General features: G+C 69.9%; 25 protein-coding genes. 14 read left to right on the forward strand and 11 right to left on the reverse strand.

Annotation, left to right across the window (positions count from 1 at the left end):
* Window positions 1–9 precede the first annotated feature (9 nt).
* The 5 genes from AC2D80_RS14975 (at window position 10) to AC2D80_RS14995 (ending at window position 4606) form a co-directional block, all read left to right on the forward strand.
* Window positions 10–561 (forward strand): cupredoxin domain-containing protein, encoded by a 552-nt coding sequence (locus AC2D80_RS14975; RefSeq protein WP_484633838.1) that lies wholly within the window; start codon window positions 10–12, stop codon window positions 559–561.
* The gene (locus AC2D80_RS14980) at window positions 558–1058 is read left to right on the forward strand and encodes a DUF411 domain-containing protein (RefSeq protein WP_484633839.1); all 501 of its coding nucleotides are present in this window, start codon (window positions 558–560) and stop codon (window positions 1056–1058) included. Before AC2D80_RS14975 ends, AC2D80_RS14980 begins: the two co-directional genes overlap by 4 nt.
* 14 nt (window positions 1059–1072) lie before the next feature.
* Complete coding sequence (locus AC2D80_RS14985) at window positions 1073–1378, forward strand: copper-binding protein (protein WP_484633840.1); 306 nt, start codon at window positions 1073–1075, stop codon at window positions 1376–1378.
* Between the two features lie 172 nt (window positions 1379–1550).
* On the forward strand, window positions 1551–3137 hold the full coding sequence (locus AC2D80_RS14990) for a methyl-accepting chemotaxis protein (RefSeq protein WP_484633841.1): 1587 nt from the start codon (window positions 1551–1553) through the stop codon (window positions 3135–3137).
* A gap of 101 nt (window positions 3138–3238) precedes the next feature.
* The gene (locus AC2D80_RS14995) at window positions 3239–4606 is read left to right on the forward strand and encodes a TAXI family TRAP transporter solute-binding subunit (RefSeq protein WP_484633842.1); all 1368 of its coding nucleotides are present in this window, start codon (window positions 3239–3241) and stop codon (window positions 4604–4606) included.
* Window positions 4607–4612: 6 nt separating this feature from the next.
* Here the strand turns inward: AC2D80_RS14995 and AC2D80_RS15000 are convergent, their stop codons facing one another.
* The 3 genes from AC2D80_RS15000 to ettA form a co-directional block, all read right to left on the reverse strand.
* Window positions 4613–6664 carry a DUF1631 family protein gene (locus tag AC2D80_RS15000; RefSeq protein ID WP_484633843.1) on the reverse strand — a complete coding sequence of 684 codons (2052 nt, stop codon included), beginning with the start codon at window positions 6662–6664 and terminating at the stop codon, window positions 4613–4615.
* 101 nt (window positions 6665–6765) lie between these two features.
* The gene (locus tag AC2D80_RS15005) at window positions 6766–7308 is read right to left on the reverse strand and encodes a DUF1415 domain-containing protein (RefSeq protein ID WP_484633844.1); all 543 of its coding nucleotides are present in this window, start codon (window positions 7306–7308) and stop codon (window positions 6766–6768) included.
* On the reverse strand, window positions 7308–8969 hold the full coding sequence (gene ettA / locus AC2D80_RS15010) for an energy-dependent translational throttle protein EttA (protein WP_484633845.1): 1662 nt from the start codon (window positions 8967–8969) through the stop codon (window positions 7308–7310). Before ettA ends, AC2D80_RS15005 begins: the two co-directional genes overlap by 1 nt.
* A gap of 254 nt (window positions 8970–9223) precedes the next feature.
* Between ettA and AC2D80_RS15015 the strand changes: the two genes are divergently transcribed.
* Window positions 9224–10957, forward strand: coding sequence for a DEAD/DEAH box helicase (locus tag AC2D80_RS15015; protein ID WP_484633846.1), 1734 nt, complete (start codon window positions 9224–9226; stop codon window positions 10955–10957).
* 34 nt (window positions 10958–10991) lie between these two features.
* On the opposite strand, the gene AC2D80_RS15020 is transcribed toward AC2D80_RS15015, so the two are convergent.
* A complete protein-coding gene (locus AC2D80_RS15020) occupies window positions 10992–11375 on the reverse strand; it encodes a cupin domain-containing protein (RefSeq protein ID WP_484633847.1) in 384 nt (127 codons plus the stop codon).
* A 205-nt stretch (window positions 11376–11580) separates the two neighbouring features.
* Here AC2D80_RS15020 and AC2D80_RS15025 point away from each other — a divergent pair, with 205 nt between their 5' ends.
* The 3 genes from AC2D80_RS15025 to AC2D80_RS15035 all read left to right on the forward strand — a co-directional run bounded on the left by AC2D80_RS15025 (window position 11581) and on the right by AC2D80_RS15035 (window position 14093).
* The gene (locus AC2D80_RS15025) at window positions 11581–11850 is read left to right on the forward strand and encodes a hypothetical protein (RefSeq protein ID WP_484633848.1); all 270 of its coding nucleotides are present in this window, start codon (window positions 11581–11583) and stop codon (window positions 11848–11850) included.
* A 102-nt stretch (window positions 11851–11952) separates the two neighbouring features.
* A complete protein-coding gene (locus tag AC2D80_RS15030) occupies window positions 11953–12618 on the forward strand; it encodes a response regulator (protein WP_484633849.1) in 666 nt (221 codons plus the stop codon).
* A complete protein-coding gene (locus AC2D80_RS15035; protein ID WP_484633850.1) occupies window positions 12615–14093 on the forward strand; it encodes a sensor histidine kinase in 1479 nt (492 codons plus the stop codon). Before AC2D80_RS15030 ends, AC2D80_RS15035 begins: the two co-directional genes overlap by 4 nt.
* An 80-nt stretch (window positions 14094–14173) precedes the next feature.
* Here the strand turns inward: AC2D80_RS15035 and AC2D80_RS15040 are convergent, their stop codons facing one another.
* A complete protein-coding gene (locus AC2D80_RS15040; protein ID WP_484633851.1) occupies window positions 14174–14566 on the reverse strand; it encodes a MarR family winged helix-turn-helix transcriptional regulator in 393 nt (130 codons plus the stop codon).
* Window positions 14567–14692: 126 nt separating this feature from the next.
* On the opposite strand from AC2D80_RS15040, the gene AC2D80_RS15045 reads away from it, so the two are divergent.
* The 3 genes from AC2D80_RS15045 (at window position 14693) to AC2D80_RS15055 (ending at window position 17322) form a co-directional block, all read left to right on the forward strand.
* A complete protein-coding gene (locus tag AC2D80_RS15045; protein WP_484633852.1) occupies window positions 14693–15232 on the forward strand; it encodes a PaaI family thioesterase in 540 nt (179 codons plus the stop codon).
* Between the two features lie 180 nt (window positions 15233–15412).
* The gene (locus tag AC2D80_RS15050; protein ID WP_484633853.1) at window positions 15413–15964 is read left to right on the forward strand and encodes a heme NO-binding domain-containing protein; all 552 of its coding nucleotides are present in this window, start codon (window positions 15413–15415) and stop codon (window positions 15962–15964) included.
* Window positions 15958–17322, forward strand: a complete 1365-nt coding sequence (locus AC2D80_RS15055) for an ATP-binding protein (RefSeq protein ID WP_484633854.1) — start codon at window positions 15958–15960, stop codon at window positions 17320–17322. The genes AC2D80_RS15050 and AC2D80_RS15055 overlap by 7 nt, the downstream gene beginning before the upstream one ends.
* 15 nt (window positions 17323–17337) lie before the next feature.
* Here AC2D80_RS15055 and AC2D80_RS15060 read toward each other — a convergent pair whose 3' ends face one another.
* Window positions 17338–17838 carry an OmpA family protein gene (locus AC2D80_RS15060; protein ID WP_484633855.1) on the reverse strand — a complete coding sequence of 167 codons (501 nt, stop codon included), beginning with the start codon at window positions 17836–17838 and terminating at the stop codon, window positions 17338–17340.
* Between AC2D80_RS15060 and AC2D80_RS15065 the strand changes: the two genes are divergently transcribed.
* Window positions 17837–18478, forward strand: coding sequence for a gamma-glutamylcyclotransferase (locus AC2D80_RS15065; protein WP_484633856.1), 642 nt, complete (start codon window positions 17837–17839; stop codon window positions 18476–18478). The two genes, AC2D80_RS15060 and AC2D80_RS15065, sit on opposite strands and share 2 nt — an antisense overlap.
* 9 nt (window positions 18479–18487) lie before the next feature.
* Complete coding sequence (gene pdxH / locus AC2D80_RS15070; protein WP_484633857.1) at window positions 18488–19129, forward strand: pyridoxamine 5'-phosphate oxidase; 642 nt, start codon at window positions 18488–18490, stop codon at window positions 19127–19129.
* Window positions 19130–19194: 65 nt separating this feature from the next.
* On the opposite strand, the gene AC2D80_RS15075 is transcribed toward pdxH, so the two are convergent.
* The 5 genes from AC2D80_RS15075 to pcnB form a co-directional block, all read right to left on the reverse strand.
* Window positions 19195–19989 (reverse strand): hypothetical protein, encoded by a 795-nt coding sequence (locus tag AC2D80_RS15075; protein WP_484633858.1) that lies wholly within the window; start codon window positions 19987–19989, stop codon window positions 19195–19197.
* A 67-nt stretch (window positions 19990–20056) separates the two neighbouring features.
* Window positions 20057–21337 (reverse strand): hypothetical protein, encoded by a 1281-nt coding sequence (locus tag AC2D80_RS15080; protein WP_484633859.1) that lies wholly within the window; start codon window positions 21335–21337, stop codon window positions 20057–20059.
* A 129-nt stretch (window positions 21338–21466) separates the two neighbouring features.
* Window positions 21467–22147: an SDR family oxidoreductase gene (locus AC2D80_RS15085; RefSeq protein ID WP_484633860.1), complete on the reverse strand. Its 681-nt coding sequence runs from the start codon at window positions 22145–22147 to the stop codon at window positions 21467–21469.
* 71 nt (window positions 22148–22218) lie between these two features.
* Window positions 22219–22722, reverse strand: a complete 504-nt coding sequence (gene folK, locus AC2D80_RS15090) for a 2-amino-4-hydroxy-6-hydroxymethyldihydropteridine diphosphokinase (protein ID WP_484633861.1) — start codon at window positions 22720–22722, stop codon at window positions 22219–22221.
* Window positions 22723–22738: 16 nt separating this feature from the next.
* On the reverse strand, window positions 22739–24394 hold the full coding sequence (gene pcnB / locus AC2D80_RS15095) for a polynucleotide adenylyltransferase PcnB (protein ID WP_484633862.1): 1656 nt from the start codon (window positions 24392–24394) through the stop codon (window positions 22739–22741).
* Window positions 24395–24420 lie beyond the last annotated feature (26 nt).

The following is a 24420-nucleotide window of genomic DNA, read 5'->3' on the forward strand; positions in this document are numbered from 1 at the left end:
GAGACCCCGATGCTGAATCAGCGACATCCCCCACGACGACACGCGCTGCTCGCCCTGCCAGCGCTCACCGCGCTCACCCTGGTCCCCGGGATCACCGCCTGGACCGCCCGCCCCGCCCACGCCCACGGCGCCAAGCCGCACGGCAGCGGACCGGTCGTGAAAGAGCAGAAGCCCTGGGGCATTGCCGGCGACAGCGCCGCGGTGCGCCGCACCATCACGGTCCGCATGACCGACGACATGAAGCTCACGCCGAACCACATCGAGGTGGCGCAGGGCGAGACCCTGCGGCTGCGCGCGGTGAATGCCGGCGGCGTGATGCACGAGATCGTGATCGGCACCCGCGAGGAACTCGTCGCCCACGCCGAACTCATGAAAAAGCACCCCGGCATGGAGCACGACGAGCCCTACATGGCCCACGTCGAGCCCGGCAAGACCGGGGACATCGTGTGGACCTTCAACCGGGCTGGCGACTTTGAGTTCGCCTGCCTGATCGCCGGCCATTTCGAGGCTGGCATGCGCGGCACGCTGCGCGTCACCCCCCGCCGAGGATCAACACCATGATGCAACGACGCCACTGGCTGGCCGGACTGGCCACCACCTCCGCCACCGCCCTGCTGGGCAGCGCCGCGCTCGCGCCGGCCTTCGCCCAGTCGCCCCTGCGCCCCGGCGCGCTGCCGCCGCTGCAGGTGTGGAAAGACCCCAACTGCGGTTGCTGCGGCGACTGGGTGGAATACCTGCGTGCCGACGGTTTCACCGTGCAGGTCAACGACGTGGGCAACACCGCCATCCGTCAGCGGCTGGGCCTGCCGGCGAAGTACGGCTCCTGCCACACCGGCCTGATCGCCGGCTACGTGATCGAAGGCCACGTCAACGCGCGGGAGATCCGCCGCCTGATCACCGAACGACCCAACGCCCTGGGGCTGGCGGTCCCGGGCATGCCGGTGGGCAGCCCGGGCATGGACGGCGAGGTGTACGGCAACCGCCGCGATCCGTACGACGTGCTGCTGGTGATGCGCGACGGCACGTCGCGCGTCTACGCCTCCTATTTCCGCACCTGAACGGAGCACCGCCCATGATGACCCGACCACAACTTTGGGGGGCGCTCCTGCTGGCCCTGCAATTCGGCACCAGCGCCGCGCAAACGCCCGCCCCGCAAGACCTGGCCAGCGCCGAGGTCCGCCGCATCGATCCCGCCGCGGGCAAGATCACGCTCAAGCACGGCGAGATCCGGTCGCTGGACATGCCCCCCATGACCATGGTGTTCCAGGTCCGGGACAAGGCGCAGCTTGAGGGCCTGAAGCCCGGCGACGCCGTGCGTTTCACCGCCGACAAGGTCAATGGCGCCTACACCGTGACCCACATCGAGGCCGCACGCTGACGCACCGCCGGCGGGTGACGGACGACCCCGTCGCCCGCCGGGTTTTGATCTGCGTCAAGCTTTGGTGACAGCATGAGGTGGGTGTTTCCCTGCCACATTTCCCCTTTAGCGCGCATGGGCAATGCCGATACTGCAAGGAAGCCCCACGGGGGCTGCCCACCAGGAGAACCCGATGCGCACCAACCTGCCCGTCACCCAGCGCGAATACGTGATCCCCGACGGCGTGACGCTCGTCTCGACGACCGACCTGCAAAGCCACATCACCTATTGCAACCCGGCCTTCATTGCGGTGAGCGGCTACGACCGCGACGAGCTGCTGGGTCAGCCACACAACCTGGTGCGGCACCCCGACATGCCGCCCGAGGCCTTCCGCGACATGTGGGAGACGCTCAAGAGCGGTTCGCCGTGGTCGGCCCTGGTCAAGAACCGCCGGAAAAACGGTGACCACTACTGGGTGGTGGCCAACGCCACGCCCATCATGGAAAACGGCGCCGCCGTGGGCTACATGTCCGTGCGCACGAAGCCGACGCGCGAACAGGTGCAGTCCGCCGAGGCCCTGTACGCCCGCATGCGACAGGAGCGGGAAACCGGCCAGATCAGCATCGCGTTGCACCGCGGGCGCGTGGTCCGCACCGGCCTGGTCGGCTCGCTCCAGCGCGGGCTGCGGATGACGGTGGGCCGCCAGATCGCGCTGACCACGCTGGGCGTGGCCCTGGCCGGCGTGGGCATCGGCGAACTGGCCGCCGGTCAAGGCTGGGTCGGCCATGGTGTGGCTGGGGCCGCGCTGGTGGTGCTGTCCCTGGCAGCCTCGGCCTGGCTGCGCCGCCAGGCGGTCGCCCCCCTGGAGCAGGCCATCACCTTCGCCAACCAGATGGCCGCCGGTGACCTGTCGGCGCGACTCAAGAGCACCGGCTCGGGTGAGTTCGGCGAGCTCAACAAGGCGCTCAACCAGCTCAACGTGAACCTGCAGGCGGTGGTGTCGGACGTGCGCCACGAGGTTGAAGGTGTGCAGGTGGCCAGCAACCAGATCGCCAGCGGCAACCAGGATCTCTCCTCCCGCACCGAAGCCCAGGCCAGCAGCCTGGAAGAAACCGCGGCCAGCATGGAACAGCTCACGAGCACCGTGCAGCAAAGCGCCAACACCTCCCGCGAGGCCGCGCAGCTGAGCGAACGGGCGGCCACCGTGGCCCGCCAGGGCAACGAGGCCATGGGCCGTGTGGTGCACACCATGGACGACATCAGCCGCAGCTCGGCGCGCATCGGCGAGATCATCCAGGTGATCGACGGCATTTCCTTCCAGACCAACATCCTGGCGCTCAACGCCGCGGTGGAAGCCGCCCGCGCCGGTGAGCAGGGTCGGGGCTTCGCGGTGGTGGCCGGCGAGGTGCGCAACCTCGCGCAGCGCACGCTGGCCGCGGCCAAGGAAATCAAGGTGCTGATCGATGAATCGTCCAGCAAGGTCGCCGAGGGCAGCACCCTGGTGCACAACGCCGGTCAGACCATGGGCAACGTGGTGACCGCCGTGCAACAGGTCAACGCGCTGATCGGCGACATCACCGGCGCGACCCAGGAACAGAGCATGGGCATCGCCCAGATCAACCAGGCGGTCGGCCAGCTCGACTCGGTGACGCAGCAGAACTCGGCCATGGTCGAGGAGCTCGCCGCCGCCGCCAGCTCACTGCAGGCGCAGGCGCAGGTGATGCACGAGGCGGTTCGCATCTTCCGGCTGGAGCGGCGCGGCAGCCTGCAGCCGGCCTGAGTCCGGTCCGTTCGATCCGGCACCCGCATCCGGGCCGGCGCGGCAACGCGACCGGCCCTTGGCGTCTGGTGGGCAGACAGGCCGCGTGCTAACGTGCCGGCATGCCCAAGACCCTGCGTTACACGCTCATCTCGCTGCGCGAGATGCTGCTTTCCGGCAGCCCGCTGGTGCTGATCACCGTGGCGGCCCTCGTGCTGACCTACTGGTGGCTCAAGCCGACGCCGCCGGCGCGCGTGGTGCTGGCCACCGGGCCCGCCCAGAGCGCCTACGAAGCCTTCGGCCAGCGCTACGCCGAGGCACTCAAGGTGCAGGGCATCGAGGTCGAGTTGCGGACCACCGAGGGATCGTCGGAAAACCTGAGCCTGCTGCGCGATGGCGCGGTCGATCTGGGCTTCGTGCAGGGCGGCAGTGGCGGCATCGTGGCCGACGACGCGGAGCGGCTGACCTCGCTCGGGAGCCTGTTTGTCGAGCCGCTGTGGCTGTTCTACCGCGAAGCACGCGCCCGCGAGCAGCACCGCAGCGGCACGGTCAACACCCTGGCCGACCTGCGCGGCTGGCGGGTCAACGTGGGCACCGCGGGCAGCGGCGTGCCGCGCCTGTTCGACACCCTGCTCGACGCCAACCGGCTGAGCCCGCGCGACCTGCGCCTGAGCCAGCTTGACCAGACGCCGGCCACCGTCGCTTTCCTCAATGGCGAGATCGACGCGCTGGTCTTCGCCTCCGCGCCCGAGTCGCTGATCGTGCAGATGCTGTTGCAGAGCCCGGGCGTCAAGCTGCTCGACTTCCCGCAAAGCGAGGCCTACAGCCGACGTTTCGCCTACCTCACGCCGGTGGTGCTGCCCCAGGGCGTGGTGGATCTCGCGCGCAACATCCCCGCGCGCAGCACACGGCTGGTGGCCCCCACCACGGGGCTGATCGCCCAGGCCGACACCCACCCCGCGGTCCTGCAATTGTTCGCGCAGACCGCGGTGACGCTGCACGGTGGCGCAGGCTGGTTCAGCCGCTCGCGCGAGTACCCCAACCTGCAGCACGCCGAACTGCCGGTCGCCGACGAAGCGCGCCGCGCCTTCACCGGGGGCGTGCCCTTCCTGCAGCGGCATCTGCCCTTCTGGCTGGCCAACCTGATCGAGCGCATGTGGCTGGCGCTGGGCCTCGTGCTGGCACTCGCGCTGCCGCTGTCGCGCGTGGTGCCGCCGCTCTACACCTTCCGCATCCGCTCACGCGTGTTTCGGTGGTACGCCGAACTGCGGGAGATCGAACACCTGGGCGAGGAGCCCGGACGGGACGCTGGCGAACTGATCGAACGGCTCGACGCGCTCGACGCGAAAGTGGAAAAGGTGGTGGTGCCGCTGAGCTACACCGACGAGCTGTACGCGCTGCGCGGCAACATCCAGCTCGTGCGCCAGCGACTGCAGCGGCGTGGCGCCCAGGCCCCCGATGCCGCGCCAGCGGTGGCCGCAGGGGGGTGACTGGACTCAGGCCTTGCCCGAGTTCACCAGCGCCTGCTCGGCCACGGCGTCCAGCGCTTCGTCGACCACGCTGTGGTCGGCAATCACGCGCAGCTTGTCGTCGTCCATCAGACGCGTCAGACCACGCAGCGTCATCGACAGCGAGCGGCCGTCCGCGGTGTTGAACAGGAACAGCGTGCCGTGTGGGCTGGCCCAGGTGAGCTGGCAGCGCAACGTCAGCCCCTCGCGCCACATGTCGAACCAGGCGCCCACGCGCAGATCCGCGGCGGTGGTGGCGCGCTGAGCCTGGGGCGGCTCGGCCCACTCGCGCAGCATCGGGCGGGTTTCCTGAAACGCGGTGGGAACGGCCATCGCCGCGCTGGGCACGAAGCCGGCAGCGCGCGCCTCCTCGCCCTGCATCCACAACTCGGCGTCCTCCGGGTTCTGGCGGCTGCCGACGTCGTCGGCCGGCGCTGCCGCCGTCGGCCGCTGCGTGCGGTAGGCGGCTTCATGCAGACCCATCAGCGCCTGAAAGAAGGCCTCCGCCCGCTCGCGCGGGTAGTCGATGTCGTCCAGGCCCTCGCGCAGCGTGCGCAAGAGCCCCGGGATGATCTTCACCAGACGGGGACGGTTCAGGCTGGCCTGCGCCAGCTGACACGACCAGAGCAGGTCGCCCAGGATGTCGGTGTAGCGAAGCGACTTGGCGTTGGGGGCCAGTGTGGCCGCGGCGTCAGCGCTGTCGGTGAGCCGGGCCTCGGCGACCACCAGCGCCCATGGCCCGGTGAGAAAGCGCCGGACCACACCGGGCGCCTTCGCGTAGTCGGGGCGCGCGCGGAACTCCTCCACCACGCGCTCGGCCAGCAACTGCCGCTGCTCCACGCGGACCAGCGTGTGCACGGCCAGGCCGCGGGCCTGCAACTGCCCGGGTTCGAGCGCCTCGTGCTGAAAGCGGTGGATGCGGCCCAGCAGGTCGGGGAAGCGCGCGGGCCGGTCGTCGCCCTCGGCCAGCAGGTAACGCTGGATGCCGCGCAGTTCGGTGGCGAAAGCGGCGTAGCCCTCGTCGGTTTCGCCCGTGTAAGCCAGGCTGCGCTCGGTGATGGCGTCGAGCAGCCGACGTGCAGGGTTGTGGCGGTCGGCGAAGAAGCGCGGGTCGGCCCGAGCCACGTCCAACAAGGCCGGCTTCATGCCGAGAATCATGTCGCGCACCGGGCGCAGCAATCGCTCATCGGAGGCGATGTTCTCCAGCATCAGCGTGACCACTTCCGTGGCCAGACTCCGCACCATGCCGTCACCGCCCTGACCGTTGCCGGCGGACTCGAGGTTGCCCACCAGTAACTGATGGAGGTGGTCCAGCGTGAGCAGCGACTCGGTCGCCTCCATCGTGCGCGTGTCGCTCTCGCCGAGTCGGGTACGGCCCGACGAGCCGCCGGTCTGCGTCACACGCAGCGCCGCGGGGCGTACGCCCTGTTCGTTCATGAAGCGCACCAGATGGGCAAACAGGCCAGCGAGCTCCTTGCCCAAGGCCGAGGCGCCGGCCTGCAGCCAGCGGGCGCGCACCGACGGCTCCACCCCGAGGCCCTTGATCGTGGCCATGAGCGCCTGCACGAAGGTCTCGCCGCGCAACGGGTTGGCGTCGGCCGACACGGTGGACAGCCCCAGGGCGCCGCAGAGCAGCGAGGTGAGGCTGGTTTGCTGGTCTTCCAGCGCCATCGCAACCACCTGCTGCAGCCGGGCGATCTCCACCGCCTCCTGCACCTGGTCGTCCCCCATCAGCTCGAGCTCGTCAAACTTCACCGCCGCCCGCGCGCCGCCCTTGGGCGCCACCGAGGCGAGCGCGGCCTGCACCGACTCGGACAGCGTGAGCACATAGCGTTGCTGCAAACCCTCTCGCTGCCGGTCGAGCTGCAGGCGCGCCTGAATGAATGCCTGCCGCTCCACGGCACTGCCCGCGCCCTGCTCGCGCTCGCGCAGCGCCATGCCCACGTGGTCGAGCCAGCGCGGCAGCCACTGCCGGGTCTGGCTCAGGGCCTCGGACAGGCAGGCGTCAAACGCGGAATGGGAGAGGGCATTGGTGTTCACAATCGTCGCGGCTGACCCCCAATGGGGGGACGTTGGTGACGATTGTGTTGGTTACCCCACGGAGTAACCGAGGAAATAAGTCCTGAAAAGGACTTCAGTTCTCAGGACCGCAGCAGACGTTGCCAGCCGTCGTGACCCAGATCACGCAGGGTCTGCTGGTTGCGTTCCACGATCGCGTCAGCGTCACCGCCCGGGCTGGCAATGGCGCGCGCGACGCTGTCTTCCCGCAGCAGATGCAGCGTGGGAAACGGGGACCGGTTGGTGCAGTTGGTCACGTCGTCGGCCGCCGTGCCCTCAAACTGGAAATCCGGGTGAAAGGGCGCGATCTGGATCACCCCCTCCAGGTCGTGCTCGGCCACCACCTCGTCGGCCACATCCAGGAAATCGTTGAACGCCAGGAAATCCGGAAACAGGCCAGGGTGCACGAGCAAGGTGGTGTCCACCTCCTCGGCCGGGGTGCTCGCCAGCAAGTCCAGCTCGCGGTCCAGGTCATCGAGAAAGCCGTCGATGTGGCGGGCGCGACTCACCACGATGCGGACCTGGTCACGCACCCACACCGCCCGCGCAAACGGGCAGAGGTTCAGGCCAATCACGGCCTTCTCCACCCAGGTGCGGGTGCTCGCGATGACCTCCTCGTCGCTCATCAGGCCAGGCTCTTGAAGCGGGTGCGCTTCGGGGCGGCGCCCTCCTCGCCCAACCGCGCCTTCTTGTCGGCTTCGTACTCCTGGTAGTTGCCGTTGAAGAAGGTCCACTGGCTGTCGCCTTCGGCCGCGAGGATGTGCGTGCAGATACGGTCGAGGAACCAGCGGTCGTGGCTCACCACCAGCGCGGAACCGGCGAACTCCAGCAGCGCCTCTTCCAGCGCGCGCAGGGTTTCCACGTCGAGGTCGTTGGAGGGTTCGTCCAGCAGCAGGACGTTGCCGCCCTCGCTGAGCATCTTGGCCAGGTGCAGCCGGCCACGCTCGCCACCGGAGAGGTTTTTCACCAGCTTCTGCTGGTCGCCGCCGGAGAAGTTGAAGCGGCCGCAGTAGGCTCGGCTGGCCATCTGGAACTTGCCCACCGTGATCATGTCCAGGCCGCCAGAGATGTCTTCCCAGACCGTCTTGTCGCCGGCGAGGCCGTCGCGGCTCTGGTCCACCGCGGCCACCTTCACGGTCTGGCCGATCTTGATGGTGCCGCTGTCGGGCTGCTCTTTGCCGGTGATCATGCGGAACAGCGTGGACTTGCCGGCGCCGTTGGGACCGATGATGCCCACGATGGCGCCCGCGGGCACGCTGAAGCTCAGGTTGTCGATGAGCAGACGGTCGCCGTAGCTCTTGCTCACGCCCTTGAACTCGATCACTTCGTTGCCCAGGCGCTCAGCCACCGGGATGAAGATTTCGTTCGTCTCGTTGCGCTTCTGGTACTCGACGTCGCTCAACTCCTCGAAGCGGGCCAGTCGGGCCTTGCTCTTGGCCTGGCGTCCCTTGGGGTTCTGCCGCACCCACTCCAGCTCCTTCTTCATGGCCTTGCGGCGCGCGTCCTCGGTGCGCTGTTCCTGCGCCAGGCGGGCCTCTTTCTGTTCCAGCCAGCTGGAGTAGTTGCCCTTGTAGGGGATGCCGTGGCCGCGGTCGAGTTCAAGAATCCACTCGGCGGCGTTGTCCAGGAAGTAGCGGTCGTGGGTGATGGCCACCACGGTGCCGGAGAAGCGCTGCAGGAACACCTCCAGCCAGTCCACCGATTCGGCGTCCAGGTGGTTGGTCGGCTCGTCGAGCAGCAGCATGTCGGGCTTGGACAGCAGCAGGCAGCACAGCGCCACACGGCGCTTCTCGCCACCGGACAGCACGCCGATCTTGGCGTCCCACGGCGGCAGACGAAGGGCGTCGGCGGCGATCTCGATCTGGTGCTCGGAGTCGGTGCCGGCGGTGGCGATGATGGCTTCCAGTTTGGCCTGCTCGGCAGCCAGCGCGTCGAAATCGGCGTCCGGCTCCGCGTACGCGGCGTACACCTCTTCCAGGCGCTTCTGGGCGGCCCGCACCTCGCCCATGCTGTCTTCCACCGTCTCGCGCACCGTCTTTTCGGGATCGAGCTGCGGCTCCTGCGGCAGGTAGCCGATGCGGATGCCCGGCATCGGGATGGCTTCGCCCTCGATCTCCTTGTCGATGCCGGCCATGATCTTCAGCAGGGTCGACTTGCCCGAACCGTTGAGACCGAGCACGCCGATCTTGGCGCCGGGGAAGAAGGACAGGGAGATGTCCTTGAGGATCTGGCGTTTGGGCGGCACGATCTTGCCGACCCGGTTCATGGTGTAAACGTATTGGGCCATGGGGTTCCGAGGGGAGAAAACGGGGGCCGAAGAGTGGCCCGAACCCGCGAATTATCGGGGCATGCCACAATACGGCCTGTCGGTGCACCTCAGTTGGCCCGACACCAGCACTTGGCTGGGGGTGTGTGTCTACCGGGTTCCCCGGAACGGCGTCGCCCGATCCCCCAATCCAGCGGTCCCGACTGACCGGCCCGGCGCCCCGAAGGCGCCCCGGAACGACCGCTGTCCCAGCGCCCTGGACGGGCGCCACTCACATGACCTTTGACGAACTGAACCTGGCCCCGGCCATCGTGCAAGCCGTGCGCGAGCAAGGCTATACCCAACCCACCCCCATTCAGGCCGAGGCGATTCCCGCCGTCCTGGCCGGCCGCGACCTGCTGGCCGGCGCCCAGACCGGCACCGGCAAAACCGCCGCGTTCACCCTGCCCCTGCTGCACCGCCTCTCGCAAGGCCAGCGTCCGGCCAGCCGCTTCGGCGGCATCGGCATCCGCGCGCTTGTGCTGACGCCCACCCGCGAACTCGCCGCCCAGGTCGAGGAATCGGTGCGCGTCTACGGCCAGCACCTGAGCCTGACCTCCACCGTCGTGTTCGGCGGCGTGGGCATGAACCCGCAGATCCAGGCCATGAAGCGCGGCGTGGACATCCTGGTGGCCACGCCAGGCCGCCTGCTCGACCTGCAGGGCCAGGGCTTTCTCGACCTGTCCACGGTGGAGGTGCTGGTGCTCGACGAAGCCGACCGCATGCTCGACATGGGCTTCATCCACGACGTGAAGAAGGTCCTCGCGCTGCTGCCGCACAGCAAGCAGAGCCTGCTGTTCTCCGCGACCTTCAGCGACGAGATCCGCGACCTCGCCAGCGGCTTGCTGCGCGACCCGCAGCACATTCAGGTCACCCCGCGCAACACCACCGTGCAGCGCATCACCCAGGTGATCCACCCGGTGGGCCGCGGCAAGAAAAAAGCCTTGCTGGTGCACATCATCCAGCAGCACAACTGGAGCCAGGTGCTGGTGTTCACCCGCACCAAGTTCGGTGCCAACAACGTGGCCGACTACCTGAACAAGAACGGCATCACGGCCATGGCGCTGCACGGCAACAAGAGCCAGGGCGCGCGCACCCAGGCGCTGGCCGGCTTCAAGAGCGGCGACATCCGCGCGCTGGTGGCCACCGACATCGCCGCCCGCGGCATCGACATCGACGATCTGCCGCACGTGGTGAACTATGAGATCCCCAACGTGTGCGAAGACTACGTCCACCGCATCGGCCGCACCGGCCGCGCCGGGCGCGAAGGGCAGGCGGTGAACCTCGTGAGCCTGGACGAAGAAGGCTTCATGATGGAGATCGAGCGCTTCACCAAGCAGCAGATCGCCGTGCAGATCTTTCCCGAGTTCATGCCGGAGCCGGGCGAGAAAGCCGAACCGATCGCCATGGGTCGCCAGACCATCTGGGGTGGCGCGGGCAAGCCGCCGAGCCGCGAGGTCATGGCGGCCGCGGCCAAGGCCGCGCGTCAGGACATGATGCAGCGCATGCGCGAACGCAAGGCGGGCGAAGGCGGCGAGCGCCGCGGCGGCCAGGGCGTGGGTGCTGCCCAGCCGGGCGAGGGCCGTCGCGGTCAGCCGACGCAGGCCCGCCACGGCGCGCCTGGCGGCCAACCGGGCCAGGGTCCGCAGCGCCAGCGTCCGCCGCGGCAGGACCGTCCCGGCCCGCGCGGTGGTGACCGCCCGGAACGCGCCGACCGCGGCGAACGTTTCGACGGTGAAGGCCACGAGCGCCAGCCCGGGCCGAACGCCCACCTCGGCAGCCTGCGCATCCGCGATCCGAAACCGCGTCCGGCCATGAGCGGCGGCCAGCCCGATCCGCTGCGCACCGGCATCGACGCCATGCGCACCGGCAACCGCCACAAGAAAAAAGGCCCGCGCGGTGGCGGCGGCGGGGCAGGCGGCGGTGGCGGTGGCGTGGACCCGCTGCGCACCAATTACGGTCGCATCTGACCGGCGGGGCGCCCTGCCCCGCCGACGGTGACGTTCAAACGCGAACGAACACCGTCACCAACGGCTCATCACCCACCTGCCGGCTGCAATGGCCGTGGCGGGTGGGATCAAACTCTTCGCCAGCCGGCACGGTATCGGCCGAGAAGAAGCCCTCGCCCGGTCCGAAACGGCGGCTGCTGCCGTCCCGCAGCCCAATCTCCATCACGCCCCGCAGCACGAACAGCCATTGCGGCGTGGTCGTGCAATGGAAGTCGCTGCGAAACCCCACCGGGCTCTCGCGCCACACCAGACTTTGGGCCGCCTGCGCAGCGGAGAGGCGCGCCTGAGGCGTGCCTTGGTCCAGGGCAACGGGTTCGTCGCGAAAGCGCGCCACACCGTCGGCGTCGGTGAACAACACACACGTGGTCAGTTGGGTCATGACGCGATTGTGGCGGCGTTGTGCGCTGCGGTCGCGTCACCCGACGATGGACTCGGACGCGGCCTCGATGGACGCGCTTCAGCGCGGTCACAAACCGATACCGAAAGCGTTAAACCGGCCCTAAGCCTGCCTCCCCAGAATCACTTCCGTCGGCAGCGAATGGCGCGGTCGACAAGCCAACCCACTGTCCTTGGAAGTGAACACCATGCAAAAAAGCCTCGCTACCCTGATCGCTGCCCTCGCCGTGTCTGGCGCCGCTTTCGCCCAGACCGCCACGCCCGCCACCCCGGCGGTGCCGGCCACCCCGGCCGCGAAACCCGTGGCCGCTGCGCCCGCGACGCCCGCGGTGGCAGCCACCCCGGCGACGCCCGAGGTGAAGAAAGCCGCCCCCGCCGACGCCAAGAAGGACGCGGCACCGAAGGCCAAGGACGAGAAGAAAGCCAAGAAGGCCAAAAAAGAAGAAAAGAAAGCCTGAGCTTTCACGACGTCGTTGGAATCTGAGCGTGGCCGGGAACCCCGGCCGCGTCCCGGCGGGGCCTGACCCCGCCGCCTCTTTTTGTCGCACACTCTCCCTGCCATGAAGCTGCTGCTTGCCGAAGACGATCTGATGCTGGGCCAAGGCATGGAACGCGGCTTGCGCATGGCCGGGTTCACCGTGGTGTGGGTGCGAGACGGCACCGCCGCCCGCCGCGCCCTGGAAACCGGGCAACACGACGTGGTGCTGCTCGACATCGGCCTTCCGCGCGAGGACGGTTTGCAACTGCTGCAGTGGCTGCGCGAGTCGGGCTCCAGCGTGGCGGTGCTGGTGGTGTCGGCCCGCGACGCGGTGGGCGATCGCGTGCGCGGCCTGAACCTGGGCGCCGACGATTACCTGACGAAGCCCTTCGACCTCGACGAGCTGATCGCGCGGGTGCACGCGCTGGCGCGCCGGCGCCAGGGGCGCGCCCAACCCGAGCTGCGCCTCGGCGACCTCGTGCTGGACCCGCAACGCCGCGAGGTCACGCTGGGCGGCGAGCCGCTGAGCCTGCCACCGCGGGAGTTTGACCTGCTGGCCGCGCTGATGGAGCGACCGGGCGTGGTGCTGTCGCGCGAGCAACTGGAAAACCGGCTGTACGGCTGGCAAACCGAAGTCACCAGCAACGCCATCGAGGTGCATCTGCACCACCTCCGGCGAAAACTCGGCCCGGAGCGGATCAAGAACGTGCGCGGCGTGGGCTACAAGATCGTCGAGGCCAGCGCGTGAAATCGATCCGGCAGCGCCTGCTGCTCTGGCAGATCGGCGCGCTCATCGTGACCGCGGTGCTGGTGAGCGTGTTGACCTACACGCTGGCGTGGAACGGCTTCAACCGGGTGCGGGACTATGGCCTGCAGCAGATCGCTTACTCCGTGCTGCGCCACGGCGTTCGGCCCACCACCCCGCCGCGGGCGGCACCGCCACCGGCCGCGGCCAATGACAGCAGCGAAACGGTCGCCGACGGCGAGGGACGGGAGGAAAACCCACCCGACGAGGAGCCCTACGAAGACCTCGGACAGTTTGTCAGTCAGATCTGGACGCCCGGCGGCAACCTCGTCTACAGCTCACTGGACAGCATTGGTCCGCCGCTGCAAACCCCCGGGCTGCACATCGTGGAGTGGGACGGCGAGCTCTGGCGCGTCTATGCGCTGGCCGAGCGCGGCCAGGTGGTGCAGGTCGCCGTCACGTCGTCAGACCGTGCGGCGAGCTTCGCCGAGCTTGCCCCGTGGCTGCTCGCGCCGCTGGGACTGCTGGTGCTGCTGCTCGGTCTGATCATCCACACGGCCGTGGGCAGTGCGCTGGCGCCGCTCAATGCCATGGGCCGCGAGATCCGCCGGCGCGACACACGCGACCTGCGCGCGATGCCCCGCGACGACCTGCCCGAGGAGCTCGAACCCCTGGCCGAGGCGCTCAACGAACTGCTGGCGCGGGTGGATGGCCTGCTCACCACCCAACGCCAGCTGCTGGCCGACGCCGCCCACGAACTGAACACCCCGCTGGCTGCGGTCAAGCTGCAGGCCCAGCTGGCGCGCCGCGCCAGCGACTCCCAGCGCAGCGCGGCGCTCGACGAGCTCGACCAAGGCATCGAACGTGCCACGCACCTTGTGGCCCAGCTGCTGCAGATGGCGCGCCTGGAGCCCGATGTGCGCGAGCGCCAGCCCCGCGCGGTGCGGCTCGACACGCTGGCGGCCCGGGTGGTCGGTGCGTTCTCAGCACAAGCCGAAGCCCGCGACATCGACCTTGGCCTGGACAGCAGCGAAGCGGCCCTGGTGTGGGCCGATCCGGCGGAGCTTCGCGTGCTGCTCGACAACCTGGTGGACAACGCCACCCGCTATTGCCCGCGCGGCAGCCGGGTGGACGTGCGGGTCGAACGCGATGCCTCGCACGCCCGCCTCCGGGTGTGCGACAACGGCCGCGGCATCCCCGCCGAGGACCGCGAGCGCGTGTTGCAGCGCTTCGTGCGGCTCAACCCGGACGACAGCACGGGCAGCGGCCTGGGCCTGGCCATCGTGGCCAGCATCGTCACGCAGTCGTTGGGGCAGCTGCGCCTGCAGGACACACCAGGCGGCGGCCTGAGCGTCGTGGTGGAATGGCCCCTGGCACCGGCCGAGGCCGAAGCGGCGCCGGCCGCCACCCCCAGCCCGGTCCGTGAGGTCGCGCCCGCCGACCCGGCTGCCGCCGCGACGGCCTCTGGCTCGCCCTGAGGCGGCACCGCGGCCCGAAGGCCGTCGGCTCTGCGATCTACGGCCGCGGCACGGCGCGCGCGCCGCGTCGATCGCCGCTGTCAGCCGGGCGTGTCGTCGAGGCACACCATCGCTTCGTCGAGCAGCGCATGCAGCGCGATCACACGCTCCGGCCCCAGCCGGCGGTTGATCGCTTCCTGCGCCACGCGCCAGCGGCGCTGCGCCTCAGCCCGCTTGGCCCGACCGGCCTCCGTGGCCTCCACCGGCCGGGTGCGCTCGTCCGCACCCGTGCCCAGACGCACCCAACCCGCCTCGATCAGCGGTCGCAGACTGCGCGACAGCGAGGACGGGCTGAGCGACATGAGCCGCGCCAGCTCCCCACCCGGCACCGGACCAAGCCGCACCACATGGGACAGCAGCGAGTACTGCGTGCCCTTCAGGCCGGTCTGGCCGACCTCAGCGTCGTACACGGCCGCCACGCGCCGGCCCAGCATGCGCAACTTGAGGTTGGTGCACCCCTGTGGCTGGGGTGGGGCGGGCGTTTCGGTGGGAGCAGGGCGCATCTTTTTAATTGTATATACACTCATTGCATACGCAACTTATTTCAGAAAGGTACGCCCATGACCACCGCCACCGACACCCTGGATCGCTGGTTGACCGAGGAATCCGCCGTCCGCCGCGCGCTGGAGGCCGGCCCTGGCCCCGGCGTGGCGCGGCCGGACCAGATCGCCGGGCTCGACGGTCTCGCGATGATGCAGGCCATGCTGCGGGGCGAACTGCCTTACGCGGCCATCGCCCAGACCCTCGACTTCCTCTTGGTCGGCGTGGCCGATGGCGAGGCGGTGTTTCAGGGCACCCCGGGCCCCCAGCACTTCAACCCGATGGGCACGGTGCACGGCGGCTGGTTCGCCACCCTGCTCGACTCGGCCATGGGCTGCGCGGTCCACACCAGGATGACCCCGGGCCGGGGCTACACCACGGCCGAACTCAGCGTGAACATCGTGCGGGCGCTCACGCCGAAGGTGCCGCGCGTGCGCGCCCATGGCCGGGTGCTCCACGCCGGCCGGCAACTGGCCACCGCAGAAGCCCGCCTGGAGGGCCCGGACGGCACGCTCTACGCCCACGCCACCACCACCTGCCTCGTGTTTGACCTGCGCTGAACCTGCGCTGAACCTGGCGTCGGGCTGCCCACGAACAGCCTGGCACAGCCAGCCGCGAGGACCGGCGCGCAGCAGCCCCGGGTCAGAAATGCGGCCGGTGCGCGACGCATTTCACGGCTTCGACTTCCCATCGTCGGGGGACAATCCGCCAGCGAAGGGCCGATGCCCTGAGGCGGAGTGATGAAAGGCGTCGTTTTCACCGAGTTTCTCGACATGGTCGAGCAGCAGCACTCGCTGGCCATGGTCGAGGGCGTGATCGAGCGCGCCCGGCCGGCCTCGGGCGGCGCCTATACGGCGGTGGGCAGCTACCCGCACGGGGAAATGGTCGCGCTCGTGCAGGCCCTCTCAGCCGCCACCGGGACCCCCGTGGCCGAGCTGCTCCGCGCCTTTGGCCGGCACCTGTTCCATCGGTTTGCCGCCACCCACAGCGGCCTGCTGCCCGCCAGCGGCGGCGCGCTCGAGTTCCTGGCGCGCATCGAGTCGGTGATCCACCGCGAGGTGCTGCGTCTGTACCCCGATGCCCAACTTCCCCGCTTCGAGGTCGAGCACCGGGAGCCCGATCGTCTGGTGCTCGTCTACCGCTCGGCCCGCCACATGGAGGTGCTGGCTGAAGGACTGATCGCCGGCTGCGCCGAACACCACGGTGAAGACTTGACGGTGCAGCGCGAGCCGGTCGCGGGCGACCCCGAGGGCGCCCAGCGTTTCGACATCCGGCGGGTGCCCTCGTGCTGACCCACCCCGCCTCCCCCGACCTGCTGGCCCGCGCACTGGCGCGCGAGCGTCGTGCCCGGACCGAGGCCGAGCGGCTGCTGGAGGAACGCAGCCGCGCGCTGTTTGACGCCCATCTGGCGCTTCAAGCCCAGGCCCGCGACCTCGAGCGTCAGGTGACGGAACGGACCGCCGCCTGGCAGCGGGAGGCCGAACGGGCGGCCCAGCTGACCGCGGCGATGGGTGAGTTTCTTGCCATGATGAGCCATGAAATCCGCACACCGCTGCACGGCGTGCTGGGCACGGCCGAACTGCTGGCAACCACTGCGCTCACCGCAGAACAACGAGGCTATGTCGAGACGCTGCGGCGCAGCGGTGACGGCCTGCTCGTGCTGATCAACGACATCCTCGACCTTTCACGCCTCGACGCGCGCCAGATGCCGCTGGCCGACGAACCCTATGCGCTACGTGACGCGCTGGCCCACACGGTGGCGCTGTTTCGCCCGCAGGCGGAGAACCGCGGTCTGGACCTTGTGCTGTCCATTGATGACGGTGTGCCGGACCTCACCCGCGGCGACAGCCACCGGCTCCGGCAGGTGGTCGGCAACCTGCTGTCCAACGCCCTGAAGTTCACCCCGGCCGGCGCGGTCACGCTGCGCGCCGACCGCCTCACCGACGGCGCGTCACCGCGGCTGCGGCTGACGGTCACCGACACCGGCACCGGCATGACCGCGGCCGTCCTGGAGCGCCTTTTTCAGCCCTATGCCCAGGCGGACGCGGCGGTGGCCCGCCGCCATGGCGGCAGTGGCCTGGGGCTGATGATCTGCCACCGCCTGTGCGAGGCCATGGGGGGCTCCATCGCAGCGACCAGCGCCGAAGGCGCCGGCTCCTGCTTCACCGTGATCCTGCCCCTGCCGGGCGTGACGACGATCCCGCCCAGCCCCGCCGCCGCCGACCCCAGCGGCGCCGCCTCGCTGCCGGCGCCAGGCCGACAGGCGCGGGTGCTGCTCGTTGACGACGACCCGGTCAACCGGCGGCTGGGTGAGGCGATGCTGGCCAAACTGGGCCACCTCGCCGAAACGGTCGGCGACGGGCGCGCGGCGGTCGAGCGCGTGGCGGCGCGGCCCGCGGTGGACCTGGTGTTGATGGACGTTCAGCTGCCCGGCCTGGACGGCCTGGAGGCCACCCGGGCCATCCGGGCGCTGGGGCTTGAGCGCCAGCCGGTGATCGTCGCCCTCACCGCGAACGCATTCGACACCGACCGGGCCCGGTGCCTGGCGGCCGGCATGGACGACTTCATGACCAAGCCCATGCGGCTCACCGGCTTGCGGCAGCGCCTCGCGGTGTGGCTGCCGGAGCCCGCCGGCAGCGGCGGGCGGTGATCCGGCGATCGGGGATCAGGGCAGCACGACCACTTCGACGCGGCGCGCTTCGGCGTTGTTGCCGCTGCCGGTGGTGACCTCGGGTTTGCGCAATTCCAGGGCGGCCTCGGCCACGCCCGCGGCCATCAGGACCTGCCGCACCGCCAGGGCCCGCTGCTTGGCCAGCTCGGCGTTGGCGTCGGCGCTGCCGGTGGCGTCGTGGAAGCCAGAGATCGCCAGCTTCTTGCCCCCCAGCGCAGCGGCGATCGGGTCGGCCAGCGCCGACGCCGCGCCCTGGGCCAGCTCCGCCTTGCCGGTGGCGAAATAGAACTTCACCACACCGTTCTCGACGATGACGCTGGCGTCATCGGACACCACCACGGCGGGCGCCACCACCGCCGTCGCCGGCGCCGCGGGGCGCTCGGCACCGGCGCGATGCACCCCGAAGCCGATCACGCTGCCCACCACCAGCACCAGCAGCGCGATCACCACCGCCGCCACCACACGCAATTCCTGTTCGTTATCCTGCGAAGCCATGGGCTTGTTCTCCGTTCAAGGTGTTAAGGCAAAACCGCCGGATTCTACGCAGCGCGATGGCGCCGTGCTCCTCGAGCGCACGCTGCGCGAGTGGCGCGCGCAGGGCCCGCGAGCCGACCTCTGGGTGTTTGCCTACGCGTCGCTGGTGTGGCGCCCGGAGTTCGAAGCGGCCGAACGGCGCCCGGCGCGTGTGCATGGCCACCACCGCAGCCTGCGCATGTGGAGCCGCGTCAACCGCGGCACACCCGATTGCCCGGGTCTGGTGTTCGCGCTGCTGCCCGGCGGCAGCTGCGACGGACTCGCCCTGCGCCTGCCTCACGACGCGGTGGAAGCCGCCATGCCCGCGCTGTGGGCGCGCGAAATGCCCAACCCGGTCTACGACCCGAAGTGGCTGCGCTGCCGCACGCCGCAGGGCGACGTGCGGGCGCTGGCCTTCACCCTCTCACGCCGCAGCCCCAGCCACACCGGCGAGCTCAGCGTGGACGACTACCGGGCGATCTTCGCCCGGGCTTGCGGCCGCTACGGCACGACACTCGACTACGCCCGTCAAACCTTCGACGGCCTGCGCGCCCACGGCATACACGACCGCGCTCTGGGGCGGCTGCTGCGGCTGGCCGATCCCGGCGCTCCGCCCGCCTAGACTCACGCCATGAACTCCTCCATCGCCGACCTGCGCAAAAGCTACGAAAAGGCCGAACTCAGCGAAGACGCGTCCCACGGCGACCCGCTGCGCCAGTTCGACCAATGGCTGCAAGAAGCCATTCGCGCCGACCTCCCCGAGCCCAACGCCATGACGCTGGCCACCGTCGGCCCCGATCTCAGGCCGAGCACGCGCGTGGTGCTCATCAAGGGCTACGACGAGCGCGGCATCGTGTGGTACACGAACTACCAGAGCCGCAAAGGCCGCGAGCTCGCGGGCAACCCGTTCGCCGCGCTGCAGTTCCACTGGGTCGAACTCGAGCGCGTCGTGCGCATCGAGGGTCGCGTGGAGAAGGTGAGCGACGCGGAGAGCGACGCCTACTTCCACAGCCGCCCACTGGACAGCCGCATCGGCGCCTGGGCCAGCCCGCAGAGCGAGGTCATCGACAGCCGCACCGTCCTGGTGACCAACGCCGCCAAATACGGCGCCCAGTTCCTGCTCAACCCGCCCCGCCCGCCGCACTGGGGCGGCTTTCGGCTCGTGCCCGACCGGTGGGAGTTCTGGCAGGGCCGCAAAAGCCGCCTGCACGACCGCCTGCGCTACACCCCGCAGGACGGTGCGGGCTGGACGCGGGAGCGGCTGGCGCCCTGAGGCGGCTGCCGACACGAGACACCTTGACCCCGGCGGTCCGCGGCCGTCGTCGGGCAGCGCCAGCCTTACTGACAGACGAAGACGCTGAGATACCACGGTGTCGACTGCGATGACACCCGCAGCGCCGCCTGAACGCCCGCGCCTGCCAGCCGGTCGACCAAGACCTGTGCCTGAGGCGCCTCGTCCGGGGCGTTGTAGCGGATCTCGGTCGAGCGGACGCCGTAACCGGGCTGCTGGTTGATGGTCTCAGGCAGGGCGCGCAGCCGCCACCGGCCCGACTCGTCCAGTCGCCTCAGCGCGATCAACTGCTTGGCCACGGGTTCCGACGTTTCTCTTTTCTGCACACAGAAAAAGATGTCCACGTCGTAGTTGGTAAGCGATCGCCCACCCGCTGCAGGGGCAGCGGTGCGGCTGGTCAACTTCTCAAGCGACGCCAGGGCCGCTTCTTCCTGATAGAAGCGCGAGCTTTCGGCCGCCAATTGCTTGACGCTGTCCGTGGCCGAGCCCACGGCCAAGACGGAAAGCAGCTTGTAGCGGAATGGGTCCTCCGCCAGCGACTCGATCAACACCCGCAAGGCCTCTTCATCTCGGGCCGATCGTTCTTTTTTCTCCAGCACTTTTTTGACTTCCTGATAGAGGTCAAAGGAGAGCTTTCGGCCGGACTCGGCTTGCTTGAGCTGCGCTTCGGCCTCCTGCAGCCTGGCCGATGCCAGCTTCAACTCGTTGTCGAGCCGCTGCGTCTCGGAGGCTAGTTTCTTCAGCTCGGCATCGAGCGGAAGCGCCTTGCCGGCCGCAACGACAGCGATGGCGAGGGAGCAGACTGTGAGGAATTTGCTGGCGGCGTCCAGATTGAATGGCATGGTGGCTCCTGGTGCGGTTGGCGTGGGGGCGGGGAAGGACCGGCGGGCGTGTACTCGACTGGCCTGGTCAGGACGGCCGATCAGACGCCCGCTGATCAAGGGCCGCCGGCGAGGGGCGAACCGACCCCAGAAATCGGCCAGCGGCCTGCCACAGCTCGGGCACGGCTTGGGCGGCTTTCTGGAAGGCGGGCGATTGCACGAACTCGTGCCACGGGCTGCCGGGTGTCTCGGACTCGACCAGCCGCAGCGGCGCCTCTTCCAGGCGGGTCAGCGCGGAGCTGAACAGGCGCTGCTCCAGCGCCTCGTCCAGGCGCGCAGCCTCGCGGCGGTAGCCCTCGTACGCCTTGGCCACCGAGGCCTTGAAGGCGTAGTCCTCGGCCAGGCGAAAACGCTGACCGATCTGCCGCGTGGCGATCCACGCGAACCAGACCGGCGCGCCAACCGCCGCGAGCGACAACAGCAGGTTCATCCACACCGCACCCCACGAGGGGGAGGGGTTGCCGAGCAGAAAGGACAACTGATGGATTCGTTCCGCTCCCAGCAGAGCACCGATCACCAGTGACGCCATCAAGCCCAACACCCAGATCCAAAGCGATTGCGTCAGTTGAACTGCCCGCTGGTCAAACGCCGCCGCAAGGCCCTTGGTGGTGGTGATGCGGTAAGCCTCTTCGCATTGCGCTACCAACCGCTGCGCTTCGGTCTGGCGCGCGAGGATGTCCTTGAGATGATCGGCTGCTTCGGCGGCATGGGCCTCGGCCGCCTTGCGCGACGCAGCGGCGTCGGCGGACGCAGCGGCCGTGTCTTTGCGCGCATCCTTCAAGCGCTCCATGTCCACCGGCAAGGACTCGGCGGCCTCGTGGGCGGCGATGATGTCGGCCACCTGACTGGCCAGGCGCTCTTTGTCGGGCACCAGCTGCTCGATCTCGCTTTGCAAGGTGCGCAACTTGCGAACCAGCGCCGCGGGCAAAGTCTTGAGATCCGGCGCGCGTTGCCAGCCGATCACAGGCGCCAGCGATTCGCGCAAGGCGGCCAGGGTCGTGGTGTAGGCCGCCACCGCCGCGCCGTTGTTGCCTCCCCACAGGTTGGGAACCGTGTGGCTGCCGACGTACTGCAAGCGTCGCGGGATGTCCAGCACGAGTCGCTGCTGGGCTTCCGACAGCGTGTCCGGGCCCGCATCACGGATGTCCCGCGCCAGCGCGGCAGGCAGAGCCGCCAGATCGTGCCGGGTGAGCGAAGGGCAGTTCCACCCCCACGCGTCGGCAAAGGTTTGATCCCCCGACCAGCCCGCCAACGTCACCTTGGCCAGCGAGTCCAACGCCCCACACACCAATTCCAGGTCTTTGTGCACACAGCCTCCCCGGCGTCTGGCACACAGCGCGCGCCACCCGTTGCGGGCGCGCCGGCCACCGCACAGTGGACGCGGGCAAGGCGGCCGACACCGGCCGGGGTATGCGAGTCGGTTGACCGGGGCCGCGCGTCAGCGGCCGACCCAGCCACCGCAGACCGGGAACACCTGGCCCACGAAGCAATCGGCGGCCGGGCTGCAGAGGTAGGCCGCGAACAGGGCGTCTTCGCGGGCGGACACCAGCCGGCCCAGCGGCACCTCACGGGCCAGACGCTCCTGGAAGCGCGGGTTGGCCTGCACCTCGGGCGGGAAGTAGGTGGGGTTGTCGACAAAGTTCTGCGCGATGGCGTTGACCTGCACGCCGTGGGGCGCGAGTTCCACGCCGACCGCCTGCACCCAGGCCAGCTGCGCGCCGCGCGCGGCGCTGTAGGTGGAGGCACGCTTCATCCCGCGCAGCGCCGCCGCGCTTCCGATCACCAGCACCTTGCCGCGCCGGCGCGCTGTCATGCGGGGACCGACGGCGGCCAGAAGGCGGGGCAGCGGGTCGACCAGCGCCGCGAACACCGAGCGCCACTCGGCCTCGTCCACGGCCGGCGCCGGCGTGCTGGGCGCGAGATGGGCCAGGTTGGCCACCAGCACGTCGATGTCGCCCGCGGCCGACACCACGGCCTCGGGCGCGCCGCGCGGCGACAGCGGCTCACGGCTGGCGACGACCGTGGCGCCCTGCTCGGCAAACACCGCGCACAGCGCGGGCCCCATGAAGTCGTCGGCCTGGGTGATCAGGACGCGTTGTCCGGTGAGCAAATCGTGCATGGCAGCGGCGTGCGTGGTGGGGCGTGCGTGGTGGGGCGTGCGCCGCAGGATCGCCGGGGGCGCGGCGGCCGTCAAGCCGGCGGGGGCAGGCGCCCATCGCCGCAGCGGGACACCGGCTGATCGGCCACGGCCTGCAGGCGAGCGGCATCGACGAGGTGGGGCGCGATTTCCGCCAGCGGCACCAGCACAAAAGCCCGCTCCATCATCCGCGGGTGGGGCACGGTCAGGCGGGGGGAGTCGATGCGCGCGTCGCCGTAGCGCAGCAGGTCGAGGTCGAGCGTGCGCGGGGCGTTGCGGTAGGGGCGTTCGCGGCCGTGGGCGGTTTCGATGGCCTGCAGGGCGACGAGCAGGGCCGGTGCGGTGAGCGTGGTGCCGACCTCGGCCACGGCGTTGAGGTAGTCGGGGCCGCTCGCATCGATGGGCGCCGTGCGGTAGAGGCCGGAGACCTTGAGACATCGCAAGCCGGGCGTGCGATTGAGACGCTGCAGCGCATCGCGCAGCGTGGCGGCCGCATCGCCGAGGTTGGCGCCCAGCGCCACGTAAGCGGTGACTTCTGGGCGTTCGCGCGCTGACACCATGCCAGTCCGCGGGTCAGTCCGCGCCGCTGGCTCCGCCGTCGGGTCCGGCACCCCCCGAGCCGCCGCCCGGCTTGCGGCGCCGGCGACGGCGTTTGCGCGCGGGGGCGTCGGCGGCGGGCGGCTCGCCGCCCTCGGGACCATCGTCGGCGGTGTCAGCGGTGTCGCCGGCGGCGGGGTCCACGGAGCGCCAGCGCGGATCGTCGGTCGGCGTCTCGCCGGCCACGCCTGGCGTCGGCGGGGCATCGACGCGGCGCACGCGGCGCGCGCCGCTGGCGCGGCCCTGGGTCTGGCGACGCTGCTCCTCGACCATCTCGTGGCGCTGCCCGTCGCTGGCGGTGCTGAAGGTCTCCCACCAGCTGGCCAGGGCATCGTCGATCTCGCCGGACGTGGCGCGCAGGCGCAGGAAATCGAAGCCGGCGCGGAAGCGCGGCTGGTCCAGCAGGCTGAACACCGAGCTGCCGGTGCGCTTCTCAAAGCGCGGCTGCATGAGCCAGATCTCGCGCATGTCGGCGCCGAGCTTGCCGCGGCCGGAGACGTCGCCGATGCGGGCGTCAAACGCCTCGTCCACCGCCTCCTGCAAGGCCGCGAAGGGCGGGACCGGCTTGTGGGACGGGCGGGACTGCAGCCGTTGCTCCCACCCCTGGCGCACGTCGGGCCACAGCACGCAAGCCAGCAGGAAACTCGGCGCCACCGGCTTGCCCTCGCCCACGCGGCGGTCGGTGTCCTGCAGGGCCGCGCGCACCAGCGGGTCGTCGGCGCGCTGGACGATCACGTCCAGCAGCGGGTAGATGCCGCGGTCCATGCCGGTGGTCTTGAGCTGCGCCACGCTGGCCAGCGCGTGGCCGGTCTGCAGGAGCTTGAGCATCTCGTCGAACAGGCGGCTTTGCGGCACGTCGGCCAGCAGCGGCAGCGCGGCCTGCATCGGCGCACGGGTCTTGGCGTCGAGCGAGAACCCCAGCGCGCTGAGCTTGGCGGCGAAGCGCACCGCGCGGATCAGCCGCACCGGGTCTTCGCGGTAACGGGTGGCCGGGTCACCAATCATGCGCAGCGTTTTTTTCTGGGCGTCGCGGATGCCGTGGTGGAAGTCGACGACGACCTGCGTCTGCGGGTCGTAGTACATGGCGTTGACGGTGAAATCGCGGCGGGCGGCGTCGTGTTCGATGGGTCCCCACACGTTGTCGCGCAGCACCCGCCCGCTGGCGTCCACCGCGTGCTTCATCCCGGCGAGTTCGCCCTTGCTGGTGCGCTCGTTGCCCGCCACCTGCTCGGCATCGGCGCTGTCGAGGTAGGCGCGGAAGGTCGACACCTCGATCACCTCGTGCTCGCGGCCGCGGCCGTGCACCACGTGCACGATGCGGAACCGCCGGCCGATGATGAACGCGCGGCGGAACAGGCCCTTGACCTGCTCGGGCGTGGCGTTGGTGGCGACGTCGAAGTCCTTGGGGCGCAGGCCCAGCAGCAGATCGCGAACCGCGCCGCCAACGATGTAGGCCTGGAAGCCGGCGTGCTGCAGCGTGCGCACCACCTCCACCGCCCGCGGGTCCACCAGTTGCGGGTCGATGCGGTGCACGCTGGCCGGCACGTCCTCGCGCTGGCCGAACCGCGAGGCCGGCCGGGCCGGGTCTGCGGTTTTCTTGCCGAGCAGTTTGTCGATGAGTTTCTTGATCATGGGACCAGTTTCACCGCGGCGGCGCC

The organism is Hydrogenophaga sp. T66, from assembly GCF_057219855.1.